This is a genomic window from Pseudocitrobacter sp. 73 (assembly GCF_008369545.1).
In the GTDB taxonomy this organism is placed as follows: Bacteria; Pseudomonadota; Gammaproteobacteria; order Enterobacterales; family Enterobacteriaceae; genus Pseudocitrobacter; species Pseudocitrobacter vendiensis.
On record NZ_VTZO01000012.1, the window covers coordinates 91,461 to 111,329 of the forward strand.

The window sequence follows — 19,869 nt, forward strand, 5'->3', positions numbered from 1 at the left end:
AGCGCCACCCTACAATAAGCGCCACCCGACACAACCGGACGATTCAGGGGTTCAGGCGCTTACCCTGTTCATCGACCACCTTTTCACCATCCTCTTTAGTGAATGCGTGTTTCTGCGCATCCGGCAAAATATCCAGCACCGTTTCGGACGGGCGGCACAGGCGCGTTCCCAGCGGAGTCACCACGATCGGGCGATTGATTAAAATAGGGTATTGCAGCATGAACGTCATAAGTTCAGCATCAGTAAAGCTTTCATCTGCCAAACCCAACGTTTCATAGGGCTCCACATTTTGGCGTAACAGCGCCCGCGCGGAGATACCCATATCGGCAATCAGTTTGCTCAGCTCATCACGCGAAGGGGGATTCTCGAGATAAAGAATAACGGTTGGCTCTGTGCCGCTATTACGGATCATCTCCAGCGTATTACGCGACGTGCCGCAGGCCGGGTTGTGATAAATGATGATATTGCTCATTTCAGTATCTCGTTACAGTGTGAGTGAGAGACGTAATGCCAATGCGGACAAGGTAACAAACAGCACTGGCAACGTCATGATAATCCCGACGCGGAAATAATAGCCCCAGCTAATCGTCATATTTTTTTGCGAAAGAACGTGCAGCCAAAGCAGCGTCGCCAGGCTGCCAATGGGGGTAATTTTTGGCCCCAGATCGCAACCAATGACGTGGGCGTAAATCATCGCCTCTTTAATGACACCGGATGCGCTACTGCCATCAATAGAAAGCGCACCGACCAGCACCGTCGGCATATTGTTCATCACCGAGGAGAGGAACGCGGTCAGAAAACCTGTTCCAAGCGTTGCCGCCCAAAGGCCATTATTCGCCAGCACATTCAATACGCCAGAAAGGTATTCCGTCAGCCCCGCGTTACGTAAGCCGTAGACCACCAGATACATGCCCAGCGAGAAAATCACGATTTGCCACGGCGCGCCGCGCAGCACTTTTCCGGTATTAATCGCATGGCCCTTTTTCGCCACCGCGAGAAGAATTAACGCCCCAACGGCCGCAATGGCGCTGACGGGAATGCCCATCGGCTCCAGCACAAAAAAACCCGCCAGCAGCAAAAGCAGAACGACCCACCCCGTGCGGAACGTCGCGACGTCTTTAATCGCTTTCGCGGGTTCTTTCAGGCGTTCAAGATCATAGGTAGCCGGAATATCTTTGCGAAAGAACAGATGTAGCATCACAAGCGTGGCGGCAATGGCGGCGATATCGACCGGTACCATCACCGAAGCATAGTCGCTAAAGCCCAGGTGGAAGAAATCGGCGGAAACGATGTTGACCAGGTTAGAGACGATCAACGGCAAACTGGCGGTATCAGCGATAAAACCTGCAGCCATCACAAATGCCAGTGTCGTACTTTTGCTGAACCCGAGCGCCAGCAACATAGCAATAACGATAGGCGTGAGTATTAATGCCGCGCCATCATTGGCGAATAGCGCCGCCACCGCCGCGCCGAGCAGCACGATATAGGTGAATAACAGACGCCCGCGCCCCTTGCCCCAGCGCGATACATGCAGTGCGGCCCATTCAAAGAAGCCCGACTCATCCAGCAGCAGGCTGATGATAATCACTGCGATAAAGGTCGCCGTCGCGTTCCAGACGATATTCCATACCACCGGAATATCATCAAAATGCACCACGCCAAACCCCAGCGCCAGCACCGCACCAAGCGTTGCGCTCCAGCCAATGCCCAACCCTTTCGGCTGCCAGATAACCAAAATAATGGTCAGGACAAAAATCGCTCCCGCCAGTAACATACAACCTCCCTGAATAAATACATATGAAAAAACAGATATGTTAAGTTAAATTTTTAGCAACAGCTTGCCTTATCGCCGTTAGCATCCAGCTTTTGGGCCATGCGTTGTAGGTCGTCGCGCTGGCTTGACCAGGCATGCTCAATCACCTGCGCCGCCCACGCGGGAATATGGGGCGAGAGACGATAGTGCACCCATTTCCCCTGTTTGCGGTCCAGCAACAAACCGCTTTCACGCAGCATAGCCAGATGACGGGAGATTTTCGGCTGTGATTGTTCCAGCGCAGCGCAGAGATCGCAGACGCAGAGTTCGCCCGTTTCACGAAGAAGAAGCACAATGTTCAAGCGGGTGTGATCTGAGAGGTTTTTGAAAAGCTCAAGGGATGTAAGTGACATCGTGCCTCCGGGATAATTGCCGATAAGAGTACGCGCACGGGAAATAAAATCAACACACATATGGAAAATCAGATCTGTTGGTGGTCTGCCTCACGGACCGCAGATAATCCGTAGGTCGGGTAAGCGCAGCGCCACCCGACAAAAAAGCAGGATCGGATGATCCTGCTTTTTTATTCACACATCCGGGAACATCACGCTATTACCCGGCGCTTCACGATGGAGATGGATAAAGTTCAGATGCCGCTCGTACTGATCGAGAATATCGGTGATCACCTGCTCTTTGCTGTAGTCCATCAGATCGTTACCCTGGCTGCCTTCCAGTAAGAACGTTTCCAGCCGGTAGTAGGTCGATTTCCCGCTACGTGCGCGGTAGGTAAAGCCCGGCACTGAGTATTGCCGTGGCCAAATCTGATAGACAAAGTTTTGCTCTTCGCCCATATGCACCAGCAAATCCAGATGCCCCAGATGTTCGCCCTCTTCCGGCGGCAGGCTTTTTAGCTCGACGTACGCACCGCGCAGTCGCAGTTCCTGCGCCACTTCTTCCATCGCCGGGTAACAGACCGTCTCCATCATCTGTTTGGTGTAACGCGTTCCAGGGTAGTTCATCAGGCGCGAGAGACGCTTTTTCCAGCTCAGGCGATCCTGAAGCCCCAGCGGTCGCGGTGCGGTATCACGGTTGGCACTTTCACGGCGGTAATCTTCTACCTTCAGAGATTTATACAATCCCGCCATCACGAAGAAAATCACAAAGCTGAACGGCAGCCCCATGATGACCGTGGTGTTTTGCAGCGCGGATATTCCGTTGGTCATTAACATACCGAGCGTCAGCAGACCAATCGCCACCGACCAGAAGACACGCAGCCAGCCCGGCGCGTCGCTGTTGATATCTTTAAGCTGCGAGGTGAAATTCCCCAGCACCAGCGCCCCGGAATCCGCCGAAGTTACATAGAACAGCAGACCCGTAATGGTGGCAACCGAGGCGCTAAAGGTAAATGCCGGATACTGCGCCAACAGGCTGTAGAAGCCGCGCTCCGGATGGACCATCGCTTCCTCGGCAAATGCCGCGCCGCCGTGGATGATTTCATACAGCGCGCTATTGCCGAACACCGAGAGCCATAACAGCGTGAAGGTAAACGGAATAATCAACGTCCCCAGCACGAACTGGCGAATGGTGCGCCCACGCGAGATACGCGCCAGGAACAGGCCGACAAACGGCGACCAGGCCACCCACCATGCCCAGAAAAAGAGCGTCCAGTTATTCATCCACTCAACCGGGCGGTCAAAGGCGAAACTGTTGAGCGTCATGCCCATAAAGCGGTTGACGTAATCGCCGACGTTCAGCACCAGCGCATTGAGCAGGAACGAGGTGTCGCCCATAAACAGCACGAACAGGATCAGCCCCAGCGCCAGTGCGACATTGAGTTCAGACAATACGCGAATGCCTTTGTCGACACCGGATGTCACCGAGATAGTCGCGATGATCACCGACAGCGCGATCAGCGCCGCTTTCGCCGCCATTGAATCCGGAATATCAAACAGTACGCTCAGGCCATAGTTAAGCTGCACCACGCCAATGCCGAGCGTGGTGGCAATCCCGAAGATGGTGCCGATTACCGCTGCAATATCCACCGAGTGACCAATCGGCCCGTTGATCCGTTTACCGAAAATCGGATACAGCGCCGAGCGGATCGTGAGCGGCAAATTATAACGATAGCTGAAGTATCCGAGCGCCATGCCCATCAGCGCATACATCGACCAGCCGGTTAAGCCGTAGTGGAACAGCGTCCAGACCATCGCCTGACGCGCCGCCTCCATCGTCTGCCCTGCCCCTTCCGGCGGCTGCATATACTGCGTGACCGGCTCAGCAACGGAGAAGAACATCAGATCAATACCAATCCCGGCGGCGAACAGCATCGCCGCCCAGCTCAGTAAACTGAACTCTGGCTTAGACTGCTCAGGCCCAAGTTTTACCGAACCAAAGCGCGAACAGGCAATGCAGACCACAAAGACAATATAGAGCGTTGCCGCTAACAGATAGTACCAACCAAAAGTTTTAGAAACCCAGTCCAGCGTGCGGCCAATCCACAAGGCCGAGAAGTCGCGAAACAGGATCGTCGACAGGGAAAACAACAAAATCAGTCCGGCGGAGGTGTAAAACACCACCGGATTGATTTTGTCCTTTTCTCTGCTGTGTGAAAGGTCTGTCATCCAGTATCCCCACTGTTTTTGTAACTATTAAAAACAAAATCCGCAACAATTAAGACACATTTTATATTGAACGTCCAATCAAAAACCGCTTTAATGTATAAACAACGCTGATGAATGGAGTGGCAAAAATGCCCAAATTGGGGATGCAGTCGATCCGGCGCAGACAACTGATCGACGCCACGCTGGAAGCAATAAATGAAGTCGGTATGCACGATGCGACGATCGCGCAGATCGCCCGCCGGGCGGGCGTTTCCACCGGGATCATTAGCCATTATTTCAAAGATAAAAATGGTCTGCTGGAAGCAACCATGCGTGATATCACCAGCCAGCTGCGTGACGCGGTCTTGAACCGCTTACACGCGCTACCGGATGGCAGCCCTGAGCAGCGATTACAGGCGATTGTTGACGGAAATTTCGATGAGACTCAGGTCAGTAATGCTGCGATGAAAGCCTGGCTGGCGTTTTGGGCCAGCAGTATGCATCAGCCGATGCTTTACCGTTTGCAGCAGGTGAGCAGCCGCCGCTTGTTGTCGAATCTGGTGAGCGAATTTCACCGCGAGTTACCGCGCAAAGAGGCACAGGAGGCAGGTTATGGCCTGGCCGCGCTGATTGACGGTTTATGGCTGCGCGCGGCATTGAGCGGTAAACCGCTGGATAAACCTCTCGCACACTCGCTGACCCGTCACTTTATTACTCAGCATTTACCCACCGATTAACCGAGGAGACGTGATGTCCCGAATGGCAGAACAGCAACTTTATATACATGGTGGTTATTCCTCCGCCACCAGCGGTCGCACCTTCGAGACCATTAACCCGGCCAACGGTAACGTGCTGGCAACCGTGCAGGCCGCCGGGCGCGAAGATGTCGATCGCGCCGTGAAGAGTGCCCAACAAGGGCAAAAAATCTGGGCGGCGATGACCGCCATGGAACGCTCGCGCATTCTGCGTCGGGCCGTTGATATTCTGCGCGAACGCAATGACGAACTCGCTAAACTGGAAACCCTCGACACCGGGAAGGCGTATTCAGAAACCTCAACCGTCGATATCGTTACCGGCGCGGACGTACTGGAGTACTACGCCGGGCTGATCCCGGCGCTGGAAGGCAGCCAGATCCCGCTACGCGAAACGTCGTTTGTTTATACCCGCCGTGAACCGCTGGGCGTGGTCGCCGGAATTGGCGCATGGAACTACCCGATTCAGATTGCTTTGTGGAAATCCGCTGCGGCACTGGCCGCAGGCAACGCGATGATATTCAAACCGAGCGAAATTACCCCGCTTACCGCGTTAAAGCTGGCCGAAATTTACAGCGAAGCGGGCCTGCCGGACGGCGTATTTAACGTGCTGCCGGGCGTAGGTGCGGAAACCGGGCAGTATCTGACCGAGCATCCGGGCATCGCCAAAGTGTCATTTACCGGCGGCGTCGCCAGCGGCAAAAAGGTGATGGCTAACGCGGCGGCCTCTTCCCTGAAAGAAGTGACCATGGAGCTGGGCGGTAAATCGCCGCTGATCGTTTTCGACGATGCGGATCTCGATCTCGCCGCCGATATCGCCATGATGGCGAACTTCTTCAGCTCCGGCCAAGTGTGTACCAACGGCACCCGCGTGTTCGTTCCGGCGAAATGCAAAGTCGCATTTGAGCAAAAGATTCTCACGCGCGTTGAACGCATTCGCGCGGGCGACGTTTTCGACCCTCAAACCAATTTTGGCCCGCTGGTCAGCTTCCCGCATCGCGATAAAGTGCTGCGTTACATCGCCAAAGGCAAAGAGGAAGGCGCGCGCGTACTGTGCGGCGGCGATGTATTGAAAGGCGATGGCTTCGATAACGGCGCATGGGTTGCACCGACCGTGTTCACCGATTGCCGCGACGAAATGACCATCGTGCGCGAAGAGATCTTCGGTCCGGTGATGTCGCTTCTCACTTATGAATCTGAGGACGAAGTGATTCGCCGCGCCAATGATACCGACTACGGCCTGGCGGCGGGCATCGTGACGGCGGACCTGAACCGCGCGCATCGCGTCATTCATCAGCTGGAAGCCGGCATTTGCTGGATCAACACCTGGGGCGAATCCCCGGCGGAGATGCCCGTTGGCGGTTACAAACACTCCGGCATTGGCCGCGAGAACGGCGTGATGACGCTCCAGAGTTACACCCAGGTGAAGTCCATCCAGGTTGAGATGGCTAAATTCCAGTCCATATTCTAACCAGGAGGTTTATTTGCAATTTGACTACATCATTATTGGTGCCGGCTCTGCCGGCAACGTCCTCGCGACACGTCTGACTGAAGATCCGAACACTACCGTGCTGCTGCTTGAAGCGGGCGGCCCGGACTATCGCTTTGACTTCCGTACCCAAATGCCCGCTGCGCTGGCGTTCCCGCTACAGGGTAAACGCTATAACTGGGCCTATGAGACGGAACCCGAACCGTTTATGAACAACCGTCGCATGGAGTGCGGACGCGGCAAAGGGCTTGGTGGATCATCACTGATCAACGGCATGTGTTACATCCGTGGTAACGCACTGGATCTCGATAACTGGGCGAAAGAACCCGGTCTGGAGAACTGGAGCTACCTCGACTGCCTGCCCTACTACCGCAAGGCCGAGACGCGCGATGTGGGCGAGAACGACTACCACGGCGGTGATGGCCCGGTAAGCGTGACCACCTCAAAACCTGGTGTCAATCCGCTGTTTGAAGCAATGATTGAGGCGGGCGTGCAGGCCGGTTATCCGCGCACGGACGACCTTAACGGGTATCAGCAGGAAGGTTTCGGCCCGATGGACCGCACCGTCACGCCACAGGGCCGTCGCGCCAGCACCGCGCGGGGTTATCTCGATCAGGCCAAATCGCGCCCGAACCTGACTATTCGAACTCACGCCATGACCGATCACATCATTTTTGACGGCAAACGCGCGGTGGGCGTCGAGTGGCTGGAAGGCGACAGCACCATTCCGACCCGCGCGGCGGCGAAAAAAGAAGTGCTGTTATGTGCAGGCGCGATTGCTTCACCGCAGATCCTGCAACGCTCCGGCGTCGGCAACGCTGGACTGCTGGCGGAGTTTGATATTCCGCTGGTGCATGAATTACCTGGCGTCGGCGAAAATCTTCAGGATCACCTGGAGATGTATCTGCAATATGAGTGCAAAGAACCGGTTTCCCTCTACCCTGCCCTGCAGTGGTGGAATCAGCCGAAAATCGGTGCGGAATGGCTGTTTGGCGGCACCGGCGTTGGTGCCAGCAACCACTTTGAAGCAGGCGGATTTATTCGCAGCCGTGAGGAATTTGCGTGGCCGAACATTCAGTACCATTTCCTGCCAGTGGCGATTAACTATAACGGCTCGAACGCAGTGAAAGAGCACGGCTTCCAGTGCCATGTCGGATCGATGCGCTCGCCAAGCCGTGGGCATGTGCGGATTAAATCCCGCGACCCGCACCAGCATCCGGCGATTTTGTTTAACTACATGTCGCACGAACAGGACTGGCAGGAGTTCCGCGACGCGATTCGCATCACCCGCGAGATCATGCATCAACCGGCGCTGGATCAATACCGTGGACGTGAAATCAGCCCCGGCGCGGAATGCCAGACGGATGAGCAGCTCGATGAGTTTGTGCGCAATCACGCCGAAACCGCCTTCCACCCATGCGGTACGTGCAAAATGGGGTACGACGAGATGTCCGTTGTGGATGGCGAAGGCCGCGTGCACGGGCTGGAAGGATTACGCGTAGTCGATGCGTCAATTATGCCGCAGATTATCACCGGCAATCTGAACGCCACGACCATTATGATTGGTGAGAAAATGGCGGATATGATTCGCGGACGAGAAGCGTTGCCGAAGAGTCTGGCGGCGTATTTTGTGGCGAATGGGATGCCAGTGAAACGCTCATTTGCCTGAGACCTGAGCACAAGGACGTGCTTACACCCTCCCTTTAAGACGTCCCCCCCTTGGCGATCATCTGATAGTCTTTTTAACCGAGCGGCAATACTCTCCGCCGCAAAAGATTGCGTAAACGTTCACATATTGTGTTTATTTGTAAAATTATTTTTACCAATACTAACAATTGGTATTGATAATGAGAAACGCTATCGGCAAAATTCGCATTATCACATGATATGGAATCTGCCTGATGATGACTTTGCCCATGAACATGCTCACACGGAGAAACGTTTTACAGCGCTCTCTGAACGAGCCTGTTCGTGAAACGACAACATCGCACTTCAGCGAACGCGCCCCTTCCCTACTGATTATTACACACGATAAAAGCCCAACGGCGTCACCGGGTTATTGGCCAGCTTCCGTCCGGCATCAGGGCCTGGCGCTCCGCTCGAACCCTCGCCAGCCCACGCGATTTACTCATTCTCATACATTGCCTGGGCTTCTCCCATGACGCAGCGTTAACAGGCAAAAACCGCAGCCATCAACTGCACCATCCACTCGCTACTGGTCTCTTTGGGCAGGTATTTTTGCCCGCGTGAAGGAATAATGATGATAGCCAAAAAACAGATACTCTGGACCCTCAACCCGCTGCTGCTCGCCATCATGGCCCCCGCTGTAGCACAACAGACTGCCGACGACACGTTAGTCGTTTCCGCCAACCGCGCGAACCGAACAGTCGCAGAAATGGCCCAAACGACCTGGGTGATTGAAAACGCCGAACTCGAGCAGCAGATTCAGGGCGGTAAAGAACTGAAAGATGCGCTGGCGCAGTTGATCCCCGGGCTGGACGTGAGCAGCCAGAGTCGTACCAATTACGGTATGAATGTGCGTGGCCGTCCACTGGTCGTGCTGATTGATGGCGTACGTTTAAACTCATCGCGCACTGACAGCCGCCAGCTGGACTCAATTGATCCTTTCAATATCGACCACGTTGAAGTCATCTCCGGCGCCACCGCGCTCTATGGGGGCGGCAGTACTGGCGGCCTTATTAATATCGTAACGAAGAAAGGCCAACCGGAAACACAAATGGAGTTTGAGACCGGGATAAAGAGCGGCTTTAACAGCAGTAAAGATCACGATGAACGTATTGCCAGCGCTATTTCGGGCGGGAACGATCGCATCTCAGGGCGCGCCTCGGTGGCCTGGCAAAAATTTGGCGGCTGGTTTGATGGCAATGGCGACGCGACATTACTCGATAACACCCAAACAGGGCTGCAATATTCTGACCGACTGGATGTGATGGGCACCGGTACGCTGAGCATAGACGATACCCAACAACTTCAGTTGATCACTCAATATTATAAAAGCCAGGGTGACGACGATTATGGGTTGAATCTCGGCAAAGATTTTTCAGCAATTAGCGGCACCAGTAAACCTTACGTCAGCAGCGGCCTGAGTTCAGATCGTATTCCTGGAACAGAACGTCACCTTATTAGTCTGCAATATTCCAACAGCGACTTCCTCGGTCAGGAGTTAGTCGGCCAGGTCTATTATCGCGATGAGTCGCTGAAGTTCTATCCATTCCCGACCGTAAATGCCAATAAACAGGCGACCGCGTTCTCTTCATCGCAGCAGGACACGGACCAGTACGGTGCAAAGCTTACGTTGAACAGCCAACCGCTGGACGGCTTGCAGCTCACCTACGGGCTGGATGCGGATCACGAACGCTTTACTTCTAACCAGATGTTTTTCGATCTGGCACAGGCAAATGCGTCTGGCGGGATGAATAATAACCGTATTTATACGACCGGACGCTATCCTGGGTATGACATCACCAACCTGGCAGCCTTCCTGCAATCGAGCTACGACATCAACGATATCTTCACACTCAGCGGCGGCGTTCGCTATCAGTATACGGAGAATAAGATTGATGATTTCATCGGCTATGCACAGCAGCAGCAGATTGCTGCCGGGAAGGCACAGTCTGCTGATGCGATCCCCGGCGGCTCGGTGGATTATGACAACTTCCTGTTTAATGCGGGTCTACTGGTTCACCTGACCGAACGGCAGCAGGCGTGGTTTAACTTCTCTCAGGGCGTGGAACTGCCTGATCCCGGTAAATATTACGGGCGCGGTACTTATGGAACCGCAGTAGACGGGCATCTTCCGCTTATCAATAGCGTGAATGTAGACGACAGTGAACTGGAAGGCGTGAAGGTCGACTCCTATGAACTGGGCTGGCGCTTTACGGGCGATAACCTGCGCACGCAAATTGCGGCTTACTACTCGATTTCTGATAAGAGCGTGCAGGCGAATAAGGATCTGACCATAAGCGTGGTCGATGACAAACGCCGTATTTACGGTGTAGAAGGCGCGATCGACTACTTTATCCCGAATTCCGACTGGAGTACTGGCGCGAACTTCAACGTGCTGAAAACGGAGTCCAAAGTAAACGGGAGTTGGGAAAAGTACGATGTTAAAGTCGCAAGTCCATCAAAAGCGACAGCCTACATTGGTTGGGCCCCCGAACCCTGGAGCGTGCGAGTTCAAAGCACCACCTCCTTTGACGTGAGCGACGATCAGGGGGAAAAAATTGAGGGTTACACCACCGTTGATCTGCTCGGTAGTTATGAACTCCCGTTGGGTAAACTCAGTTTCAGCGTGGAGAATCTTTTCGATCGTGATTACACCACCGTTTGGGGTCAGCGCGCGCCACTCTACTACAGCCCGGGATATGGCCCGGCGTCACTCTACGATTATAAAGGTCGTGGGCGGACGTTTGGTGTGAGTTACTCGCTACTATTTTAAGTCAATTTTTGCCTGCCCGGCGTCTGCCGGGTAGGTGATATCTTCAGGCGAAGATGACTATACAGGGCTGAGGGACGCATTTCTGAAGCGACAAAGAAGGCGCGTAACGATTATTTCCCGGTGTCATACGCACGCCCTACACCGGGAAATCGGGTCTAAAGGCTTTACTCTGCATTCATGATATCAAATGCTTAAGAAGCAACGTCTTAGCTTTAACGATATTTCTAATGTTAAGCGGTGAACCCACTATCGACAGTGACGATTTGGCCAACCAGAGTATCCACTTCGCTATCTGCGATAAATAAAATCGTCTTCGCGATCTCTTCAGTCGTAGAAGCCTTTTTAAAGGGTAAACTTTGGATAAATGCATTTTTCGCTTCTTTGTCATTTCCGACAAAACGATCCAGCATCGGCGTTTCAACCGGCCCTGGTGCAACAGCGTTGATTCGAATACCTTGCGCAGCAACCTCAAGTGCAACAGATTTTGTGAATCCTTCAACAGCATGTTTACTCGCAGCATAAACACTGGAATTCGGCATGCCTTTGTGTCCAGCGACAGAGGAAACGTTAACAATGCTGCCACTCCTGGCAGCTAGCATTGCGGCAACTTCATACTTCATAGCAATTGCCACACCATAAACATTGGTATCGAAAACTGACTTAATATTATCCATAGTCACGTCAACAATACTCTGCTGAATACCTTCTAAACCTGCAGCATTTATGGCGATATCCAATGAGCCGAACTCAGCAACAGTAAAGTCGATAAGCGCTTTGATATCTTCTTCATTGCTCATATCCGCGTTTTTATATCGCGTAAGTGGATTAACTTTTTGCAGTTGCTTTTCAAGCTCTTCTCCAGCTGATTGACGCCTGCCAGAAATAACCAGCTTATACCCTTTATTTGCAAAGAGTTCCGCAGTTGCTTTACCGATACCTGATAATGCGCCGGTAATAAGAACGACTTTCACATTTTTCATCTTAGGTTCCTCGAATGTTATAGCCTTATAATTACACTTTCAGGATAAAATATAATGCTCTTCGCGATTTAGCTTACATGAGTGCTAAAATATTTAATGTAATCTGTTTCTTCAGCTAATGCTGAAAACGCCTTCACTAACAGAGACATCCCCTGTTCATCTTCTTCTTTAAAACGTGAAAACGATGGGCTGTCGATATCCAGAACGCCCACTTTTTGATTCTTAACAATGATAGGCAGAACCAGTTCCGAATTACTTGCTGTGTCGCAGGCAATATGCCCATCGAAGGTATGAACATCATCTATACGCTGAATTTTGTTTTGCGCTATGGCGCTACCGCAAACACCAACGCCCCAGGGAATTTGCGTACAGGCGATTTTCCCCTGGAAAGGACCCAGAGTAAGCCTGTCTCCTTTAACGAGGTAAAATCCAATCCAGTTAATGTCATTGAGGCGGTCATTGAGCAATGCGCTGGTATTCGCCATCATGACGAGAAAATCGGTTTCACCTGACATCAGGGCCTTAAAATCGCGATAAAGATCCGCATAAAAGTTATCGGTGTTCACGCTAAATCCCCTTACTATGGCTGACAATAAAATATTCTTCTGAACGAACAACGTCTTACTCAGAACCTGCGCTTAATGTTTTTAGCAAGGCGGCTGACGTTTTCCTGTATGCATCATGAGGAGGTAAGCGATTAAGCATTAATGCACCTTTGAGCGTTGTGCTGACAATAATGGCTTGCTCCTGGGCCGAAAGACGGTTTAACGTTAAGTCGCCGCATTTCACGCCGGAGAGAAGCAAAGCTTCAAGGATATCCAGTTCAGTTTGTACCAGTCGACCAACCGCCTGCTGTAGTTCAGGAGGAAAAGTGTGGCTGTCTGAAAGCATGGCATAGATACCGCACATTTCTCCCTGCTTCGCACAGTTTGAAAAGGCCTCAAGATAACCCGTGAGCCTTTGCTTACCCGCCGGGATCGTCTGCAAGTGTTCATTCAACTGCATAAAGAGCGCGTTTTTATACTCACAATACGCTATCCCAAGGTCTATTTTGGTCGGGAAGTGATGATGAATACTGGCCTTTCTGATACCGACACCCTCTGCAAGGTCAGAAAAGCTGAAGCCATGAAACCCATCTCGCTGAATACAGGTATCAGCCAGTTGGATAAGTTTATCGTATGTCGTCATATATCAACTCGCAGTTAGCCCTTGTTAAACGTGCGCTTGTACTTTACCAGCATCTTCCTTCGAACCACATTCCATCAATCAATCTCTGATAGAGGCACCCGATTTTAACGGTGAATATCTCTGCGCTATCCATTTTCCTTCTTGACACCCCGTGACAGGCAGACTAGGATTCAAGCATCCTACCTACCAGGTGGTAGGTTAGCAAGTGTTAATTGTGCCATTGGGCAGATCAGAGACCGGAATATTAAGGCAAGAATGAGATGACAAATTCTAAAGAGAATCCGTTGAAAATCATTCATCCGCTATGGCTGAGAATCTCTCATTGGATCAACGCATTAGCTATGCTGATTATGATCACCAGTGGGTGGCGAATTTACAATGCATCGCCACTGTTTCATTTTGTTTTTCCTGATGATTTAACCCTGGGTGGATGGCTTGGCGGAGCATTGCAATGGCATTTCGCGGCGATGTGGCTGTTTGTGTTGAATGGCATCTTCTATTTAATCTGTAATATTTGTACGGGCCGTCTATACAGGATGTATTGGCCACTTTCCCTGAAATCATTATTACAGGATATAACTCTAACGCTGCGGGGAAAATTGAGTCACCAGGAATTAAGTCAATACAACATGATACAAAAATTCGCTTATTCTGGTGTCATATTGCTCTGTATTTTGACGGTCTTGTCAGGGCTGGTAATATGGAAGTCGGTACAATTCCCTCTGTTACGCGAATTAATGGGCGGGTATGAACAGGCGCGCCTTATTCATTTTAGCTGTATGTCATTAGTTCTGTTCTTTATTGCCATCCACTTGCTGATGGTGGTGCTGGTACCCAAAACGTTAATTGCTATGATTCGCGGTCGCTGAGGGATGATCATGTCCAGAATTAAAAAAAGCATCACTCAAGTCGAAAAAAGTAACTTGTTAAACGAAGCAACAAATATTCTTGAGCATCGCCTGACAGGTGAAAGTCGTCGACATTTTATTAAAATGGGGCTGACGTTGGGAGGAATCGCGCTGTTGACCGGTTGCGATCTCAGCGACAACAGTCAGGCGGAGGAAGTACTCAATCGCATGTCGCGAATGAATGATCGTCTTCAGGGGATGCTGTTTAGTCAAACCCGGTTAGCCCCCGTTTATAACGAGAGCCAGATTACCCGTCCATTTCCTTTTAATGCTTTTTATGGCGAGGATGAAATTCCGGATATAAATGGTGATAGTTATCAACTGGAACTGTCCGGGTTAATCCAGGATAAGCGCCCATGGACGTTGCCACAGTTGCATAATTTGAAACAGGTCAGCCAGATAACACGGCATATATGTGTAGAAGGCTGGAGTGCTATTGGGCGCTGGGATGGGGTGCCCTTCAAGGATTTCCTTAAGGCGATAGGTGCCGATCTTTCGGCTAAATATATAAGTTTTAAATGTGCAGATGACTATTACACTAGCATCGATATGGCAACAGCCCTTCATCCACAAACATTGCTTGCACTTGGTTATGACGGAAAAACATTACCGCCACAGTATGGCTATCCCATTAAATTACGTATCCCCACCAAGCTAGGCTATAAAAATCCAAAACACATCAGAGTGATAGAGGTTACAAACCGCTTTCCTGGTGGTTATTGGGAGGACCAGGGATATAACTGGTTTGGTGGTAGCTAAATAGCTTCACATACTTTGACTTATCATCACTACTCGTAATATTCAGGAGAAAATAATGAAAAAACACATCATCGCAGTACTGGCTAGCTCTATGTTCATTATGGCAGGCTCCGCATTTGCGGCTGATACCATGTCACATGACGGCATGATGCAGAAAGATGCTATGAAACACGACAGTATGATGAAAAAAGATTCAATGCAACATGACGGCATGATGCAGAAAGACGCAATGAAACATGACGGTATGATGAAGAAAGACGCAATGAAACATGACGGCATGATCCAAAAATAAAATACGAAACGATTATCGAGGAGACAATCGACACATCTTATCTACAAAGGTAATCAAAAACTCGCAACAGGGGACTTATCAGCCATATGCAGTTTTGAGCTTATACAAGATGTGTGATTCACTGGGATGCAGGCTTCCTTACGCGGCAGCGTCAATTTACTGCCGCACATATCCTGGCCTGCTCCCTAAATCCTCTCGAAGAATCCTGCCCCTGCCCTCCGAGGAGATCGCTATGCGCAAGATCCGATTCACTGAACACCAGATCATTGCCGTCTGAAGCCCGTCGAAGCCGGACGGACCGTCCAGGATGTGTGCCGTGAGGCCGCTATATCGGAAGCCAGGCAAAAAAGATAAACTTTTCGTGATATTCTTTTGTTAACGCACACGTCTTATATAATCAAATTAACCTGGTCTGACGCACGCGTTAAATCTATTACCCTCCATGACGGGTATTAATACTGGGTTAGTCCTGCCGCGATGAGATAAAAATAATCGTCTCATCTTTCATCCTTAATTTAATTACTGTTGCGCACACACGTAATATGCGCGTGGCGTGCATTACTGTTTTGCAATGGAAAAACGTCTATGTCGAAACTGGATTTGAGGTCCAAAAAAACCTGGGGAGCGCTGGCGTCGATCGCCGTTGTCGCTGGCACACTGGCAGGCGCATTTGCGTGGACAGCAGGATGGTTTGGATCACGTACAGTCAGTCAGGCACTGGTCGGTGAAACACCAACGCCATTTCCGCCAGGCTTTCGCCGCGCACATGGCAAAGGTATCTGTTTTGCCGGAACGTTCGTTCCGAATGGTTCCGCAGTTTCGCTGTCATCCTCTCGCCTCTTCTCGCAGCAGGAAGTTCCCGTGGTTGGACGATTCTCCATTGGTACTGGCGATCCCCATGCTCCGGATAGCACGACGAAAACCCTGAGCATGGCACTGCTGCTGAAGACGGACGATAAACAGCAATGGCGGATGGCGATGAACAACGAGCCTTACTTCGCCACCCACAACCCGGAAGGATTCCTTGCCTTGCGCAAAGCAACCGCTGTTGACGCGGCCACCGGCAAGCCGGATCCGAAACGTATCGCAGACTTTTTGCAAGCGTACCCGGAAGCGGAAAAATACCTTAAATGGGCGGCACAAAAACCCGTACCCGGCAGCTTCGCAGGTGCGACATTTTACAGCATCAACGCCTTCTACCTGGTGAACTCGCAGGGGGATCGACAACCGGTTCGCTGGATGATGCGCCCGCACGATCCTTTCATGTCGTTGAGCGATGAACAACGGCAGAAAGCCGATGACAACTTCCTGTTTGAAAACCTGCAACAGAGGCTGGATCAGAAGCCCCTTTACTGGGATTACGTTCTACAGCTCGCACAACCGGGCGATCCGGTGGATGACCCTTCACAGCCCTGGCCGAACGATCGTAAGCAGCTCGTGGCCGGCACGCTGGAAGTGACTCGCGTTGAAGCGCAATCCCAGGGTGCGTGCCGCGACGTTAACTTTGACCCCTCGATCGTTCCTGCGGGTGTGGCGGTATCGAATGATCCCATCTTAAACGCGCGTTCCGCTGCCTATTCGCACTCGTTCAGTCGCCGTGAGCGGGAAATCGGCTACGGCAAAGCAACCGAAGCCGTGCAAAAGCAGGAGGTTAAATGAACACGAATAAAGGTATTCGAGAGCACGCGCCACAGCATTTCAACACCCTGGCACGAAGCCTGCACTGGCTGATGGCGGCGATGATCCTGGCCATGCTGTTCATCGGCGCTGCCATGATGACGTCATTACATCATCGGATTTGGTTAATTGACCTGCACCGGCCGCTGGGTATCGCCATTTTACTGCTGGCGGTGATTCGTCTGGTCAACCGTGTGTTTAGCCGAACGCCCCCTCTCCCGGCCGATTTGACCGTATGGCAGGTCTTTGCAGCCAAAGCGTCGCACTGGGTGCTGTACGCGTTAATGCTGACCATGCCGCTACTGGGTTGGGCACAGCTGTCGGCAGCGGGAGTCCCCATCGTGATGTTTGAGGGAATCAATCTGCCGCCTATCGTTCCAGCCAGTCCTGCTGTTTATGCGTGGTGCCATGACGCCCATAGTCTTCTGGCCTGGGTACTTTTTGCAGTGGTGCTGGTCCATCTTTCTGCTGCACTCGTTCATGCATGGATCTACCGGGACGCGGTTTTTGCCAGCATGGCGAAAGGCGATAAGCCGTCTCAGAAACCCTGAAGAGGACAACATTATTGATGCGGGTCAAAGGAAGATGGCTGGCTGACTAAAGAACAGGGCTATGTGGTCGATGTTTATCAGGATACTTGTCAGCCTGTTTCGAAGGCTGGCAACAACTCCGGGCAATATTAACGGCCCTTTTTGCTCAGGGTCATCCACGCGGCCATCTGAGTAAAATTATCTCATGGAGAGAAAATGAAAGTTCGTCTTCTGGCAATTGATATTTAAAGCGTTTCTGCACTACCGGAACTGAATGACAACCGTATTGCCGATAACACACTACGAGAAGTGACCCCGACGCATGCCGCAAGAGGTATGGGGCTTGCTGTTCCTGGCGCGTTAACCGGTAACATTAACTCTGGTGACTTTGATAAAGAGAACTATAAAGGGACATCCATTGAAACCCTGCAAAATCCAGCGAACAGCTGGTTTGTCCCTAAAGCAAAACAAACCATCAGCAAATGGCTGAACGAAAAGGGCAATGGCCACGTTTACAGGCTGCCACTCTATATTGGTAAAGCAACCTGGGCGCTGATCTATAAAGACGCCATCGCGACCCCACCTCTCTTTCAGCTGAACCTGTTCTATAAACGCCCGGAAAGCGGAAATATATTCTCTGCATTCACGATTGCGGAATGCGCCCCTACGCCTGTTGAAGCGCCACTGAGCGACTGGAGTGCAAATAATTACCAAAAAGTGACCACTCAAACCGAAAGCTTTATGAAGAGCTGCCTGCTTGAGCTGGATAACCAGCTGCCGCGTTTGCTGAAGATGTGATGTAATGTGCTGTACGGCCCGCTTCGTGCGGGCTTGTGCGGGAGTACGCTCATCGTGAAACACCCTGGGGTTTCACGATGAGAAAGATTAATACCATTAGTCTGACAACCCAGGCAATTAAAGGTGACAGGAGTGGGCATACTTTTAATCAGTGGCAACGTGACAAAAACGCTGTGAGACATCTACCGGCCTTTCATGACTTTATGCGCTTTCCATGCAAGCCCAATAGGTATGTGATACCAAACCGCAATAACGCCAGAAACCGCAGTGTACAGGCTTTAAGTTGGTTTCGGTAGACTTAGGAATACTTTCAAATGGTGCCGATAATAGGAGTCGAACCTACGACGCTCCGGCATTCCAACAAGTTGGTTAACTTGTTGTTTTTGCAAGCCGAATGCGCTGCTCCTGAAAGCAAAACTGACACAACTGATCACAGTTGCCCCTGAATAATAGATCGGGGGAAAGATGAAATACAAGCCTAATGCGTATCTTGTTAAAGAAAACTCTTCGGTGTACTCCGTTAAAGTCACCATCCCGCCTTATATGCGTTCCCTGTTTGGGAATAGAACAGCGTTCATGCGTACAACAGGCACGGCAGATATCAGAGAGGCACGAATCATTCGTGACAAAGTCATGCACGAATTTTTTGCTCTCAGGGACAAACTTAAGCCAAAACCACAGGGTAACTGTGTTGATCGAGTCTTAGTGGAACTTCGTTCTATCAACCAGCATGTAAGCCAGAATGATGGGATCAACTTTGCCACGGCCCGTGTATGTCCCTCTCTTGTCCAGTTACGTGATGAATTTATTGTCCAACACAGTGACAGGCGCAAGCTGTCTACCTTGAGCAAGTACATTAAGGCGGTTGAAGTCTTCACGGCTCATTTCCGGCGTAAAGATTTCCAGTTGCAGGAAATCAACAGAACTATGGTCACCGATTGGTTAGACAGAGCCAAGCAGGAGAAAGCCAGCCAAACACTGGCTAATTACCTTGGTTGCCTGTCACAACTTGTGGCACTGGCTCAGAACCGCTATCACGATGCCCCTAAAGAGAATGTTTTTACAGGTCATAAGCTGGACGTGCGCCACGATCGGGAAAGCTACGAGCCGTTTACTTGTGATGAACTGGCTAAGGTGCTCGCGCTGCTTGATGAAGAGATGAAAGCTGTTGCAACCGTCGCAATGTTTACAGGCTTAAGGCTGAACGAAATTTGTTCATTGCAAATCAGCAATATCAAAACCGTCGAGGGGGTTTGGTGTTTCGAGGTGACGGAAGGTAAAACACGTAATGCGGCTCGCCTGGTTCCAATTCATAGCCGGTTGACGACACTCGTTAAAAACCTCATCCAGAACAACCACAACGGCTTTATGTTCTACCATGCCAGCATCACAGAACGTGCAGACGGCAAGCGCTCAACGTGGCATACACAGCGATTTACACGAGCTAAACGTAAGGCGTTGGGTGAGAAAGGTACAGAAAGGAAAGTTTTTCATAGCCTGCGGGGAATGTTCATCAGTCAACTTGATCGGCAAGGCACACCAGAAGACCGTGTGGCCTTGATTGTGGGCCATGAGCGGGGCACAACAGAGAGTTTCAGGACGTATAGCAAGGGCGCGGGGATGAAAGAGCTATCGGAGTATGTAGAGTTGGTAAGTTACGAAGGTATAATATAGTGAACTCGGA

The 19,869-nt window shown here is 51.3% G+C and carries 18 protein-coding genes and 1 pseudogene; 12 read left to right on the forward strand and 7 right to left on the reverse strand.

Going from position 1 to position 19,869, the window contains the following annotated elements:
- Nucleotides 1–43: 43 nt before the first annotated feature.
- The 4 genes from arsC to betT form a co-directional block, all read right to left on the reverse strand.
- Complete coding sequence (gene arsC / locus F0Q32_RS14135) at nucleotides 44–472, reverse strand: glutaredoxin-dependent arsenate reductase (protein WP_149463583.1); 429 nt, start codon at nucleotides 470–472, stop codon at nucleotides 44–46.
- A gap of 12 nt (nucleotides 473–484) precedes the next feature.
- Nucleotides 485–1,774 carry an arsenic transporter gene (locus tag F0Q32_RS14140; protein WP_149463584.1) on the reverse strand — a complete coding sequence of 430 codons (1,290 nt, stop codon included), beginning with the start codon at nucleotides 1,772–1,774 and terminating at the stop codon, nucleotides 485–487.
- 53 nt (nucleotides 1,775–1,827) lie between these two features.
- Nucleotides 1,828–2,166 carry a metalloregulator ArsR/SmtB family transcription factor gene (locus F0Q32_RS14145; RefSeq protein WP_149463585.1) on the reverse strand — a complete coding sequence of 113 codons (339 nt, stop codon included), beginning with the start codon at nucleotides 2,164–2,166 and terminating at the stop codon, nucleotides 1,828–1,830.
- 174 nt (nucleotides 2,167–2,340) lie between these two features.
- Nucleotides 2,341–4,374 (reverse strand): choline BCCT transporter BetT, encoded by a 2,034-nt coding sequence (gene betT, locus F0Q32_RS14150; protein ID WP_149463586.1) that lies wholly within the window; start codon nucleotides 4,372–4,374, stop codon nucleotides 2,341–2,343.
- Nucleotides 4,375–4,502: 128 nt separating this feature from the next.
- Between betT and betI the strand changes: the two genes are divergently transcribed.
- The 4 genes from betI to iutA all read left to right on the forward strand — a co-directional run bounded on the left by betI (nucleotide 4,503) and on the right by iutA (nucleotide 11,053).
- Nucleotides 4,503–5,090, forward strand: a complete 588-nt coding sequence (gene betI / locus F0Q32_RS14155; RefSeq protein WP_001355152.1) for a transcriptional regulator BetI — start codon at nucleotides 4,503–4,505, stop codon at nucleotides 5,088–5,090.
- 13 nt (nucleotides 5,091–5,103) lie between these two features.
- Nucleotides 5,104–6,576, forward strand: a complete 1,473-nt coding sequence (betB, locus tag F0Q32_RS14160) for a betaine-aldehyde dehydrogenase (RefSeq protein ID WP_149463587.1) — start codon at nucleotides 5,104–5,106, stop codon at nucleotides 6,574–6,576.
- Nucleotides 6,577–6,589: 13 nt separating this feature from the next.
- Nucleotides 6,590–8,263 carry a choline dehydrogenase gene (gene betA / locus F0Q32_RS14165; protein ID WP_149463588.1) on the forward strand — a complete coding sequence of 558 codons (1,674 nt, stop codon included), beginning with the start codon at nucleotides 6,590–6,592 and terminating at the stop codon, nucleotides 8,261–8,263.
- Nucleotides 8,264–8,851: 588 nt separating this feature from the next.
- Nucleotides 8,852–11,053: a ferric aerobactin receptor IutA gene (gene iutA, locus F0Q32_RS14175; protein WP_149463590.1), complete on the forward strand. Its 2,202-nt coding sequence runs from the start codon at nucleotides 8,852–8,854 to the stop codon at nucleotides 11,051–11,053.
- 230 nt (nucleotides 11,054–11,283) lie between these two features.
- Here the strand turns inward: iutA and F0Q32_RS14180 are convergent, their stop codons facing one another.
- From F0Q32_RS14180 to F0Q32_RS14190, 3 genes are all read right to left on the reverse strand, one after another.
- On the reverse strand, nucleotides 11,284–12,033 hold the full coding sequence (locus F0Q32_RS14180) for an SDR family NAD(P)-dependent oxidoreductase (RefSeq protein WP_149463591.1): 750 nt from the start codon (nucleotides 12,031–12,033) through the stop codon (nucleotides 11,284–11,286).
- 68 nt (nucleotides 12,034–12,101) lie between these two features.
- Nucleotides 12,102–12,599 (reverse strand): GAF domain-containing protein, encoded by a 498-nt coding sequence (locus tag F0Q32_RS14185; RefSeq protein WP_149463592.1) that lies wholly within the window; start codon nucleotides 12,597–12,599, stop codon nucleotides 12,102–12,104.
- Between the two features lie 55 nt (nucleotides 12,600–12,654).
- Nucleotides 12,655–13,221, reverse strand: a complete 567-nt coding sequence (locus F0Q32_RS14190) for a TetR/AcrR family transcriptional regulator (protein WP_149463593.1) — start codon at nucleotides 13,219–13,221, stop codon at nucleotides 12,655–12,657.
- A gap of 260 nt (nucleotides 13,222–13,481) precedes the next feature.
- On the opposite strand from F0Q32_RS14190, the gene F0Q32_RS14195 reads away from it, so the two are divergent.
- The 8 genes and pseudogenes from F0Q32_RS14195 (at nucleotide 13,482) to F0Q32_RS14230 (ending at nucleotide 19,859) form a co-directional block, all read left to right on the forward strand.
- Entirely contained in the window at nucleotides 13,482–14,090 is a 609-nt protein-coding gene (locus F0Q32_RS14195; RefSeq protein ID WP_149463594.1) for a cytochrome b/b6 domain-containing protein, read from the forward strand.
- 9 nt (nucleotides 14,091–14,099) lie between these two features.
- The gene (locus tag F0Q32_RS14200) at nucleotides 14,100–14,888 is read left to right on the forward strand and encodes a molybdopterin-dependent oxidoreductase (protein WP_149463595.1); all 789 of its coding nucleotides are present in this window, start codon (nucleotides 14,100–14,102) and stop codon (nucleotides 14,886–14,888) included.
- Nucleotides 14,889–14,943: 55 nt separating this feature from the next.
- Entirely contained in the window at nucleotides 14,944–15,180 is a 237-nt protein-coding gene (locus F0Q32_RS14205) for a pentapeptide MXKDX repeat protein (RefSeq protein WP_149463596.1), read from the forward strand.
- Nucleotides 15,181–15,412: 232 nt separating this feature from the next.
- Nucleotides 15,413–15,519: pseudogene (locus tag F0Q32_RS14210) on the forward strand (transposase); the annotation flags it as partial.
- Between the two features lie 246 nt (nucleotides 15,520–15,765).
- Nucleotides 15,766–16,839, forward strand: a complete 1,074-nt coding sequence (locus F0Q32_RS14215) for a catalase family peroxidase (RefSeq protein WP_149463597.1) — start codon at nucleotides 15,766–15,768, stop codon at nucleotides 16,837–16,839.
- Entirely contained in the window at nucleotides 16,836–17,408 is a 573-nt protein-coding gene (locus F0Q32_RS14220; protein WP_149463598.1) for a cytochrome b, read from the forward strand. The genes F0Q32_RS14215 and F0Q32_RS14220 overlap by 4 nt, the downstream gene beginning before the upstream one ends.
- A 315-nt stretch (nucleotides 17,409–17,723) precedes the next feature.
- Nucleotides 17,724–18,185 (forward strand): hypothetical protein, encoded by a 462-nt coding sequence (locus tag F0Q32_RS14225; protein WP_255475353.1) that lies wholly within the window; start codon nucleotides 17,724–17,726, stop codon nucleotides 18,183–18,185.
- A gap of 465 nt (nucleotides 18,186–18,650) precedes the next feature.
- A complete protein-coding gene (locus F0Q32_RS14230; RefSeq protein WP_149463599.1) occupies nucleotides 18,651–19,859 on the forward strand; it encodes a site-specific integrase in 1,209 nt (402 codons plus the stop codon).
- The last annotated feature ends 10 nt before the right edge of the window (nucleotides 19,860–19,869 follow it).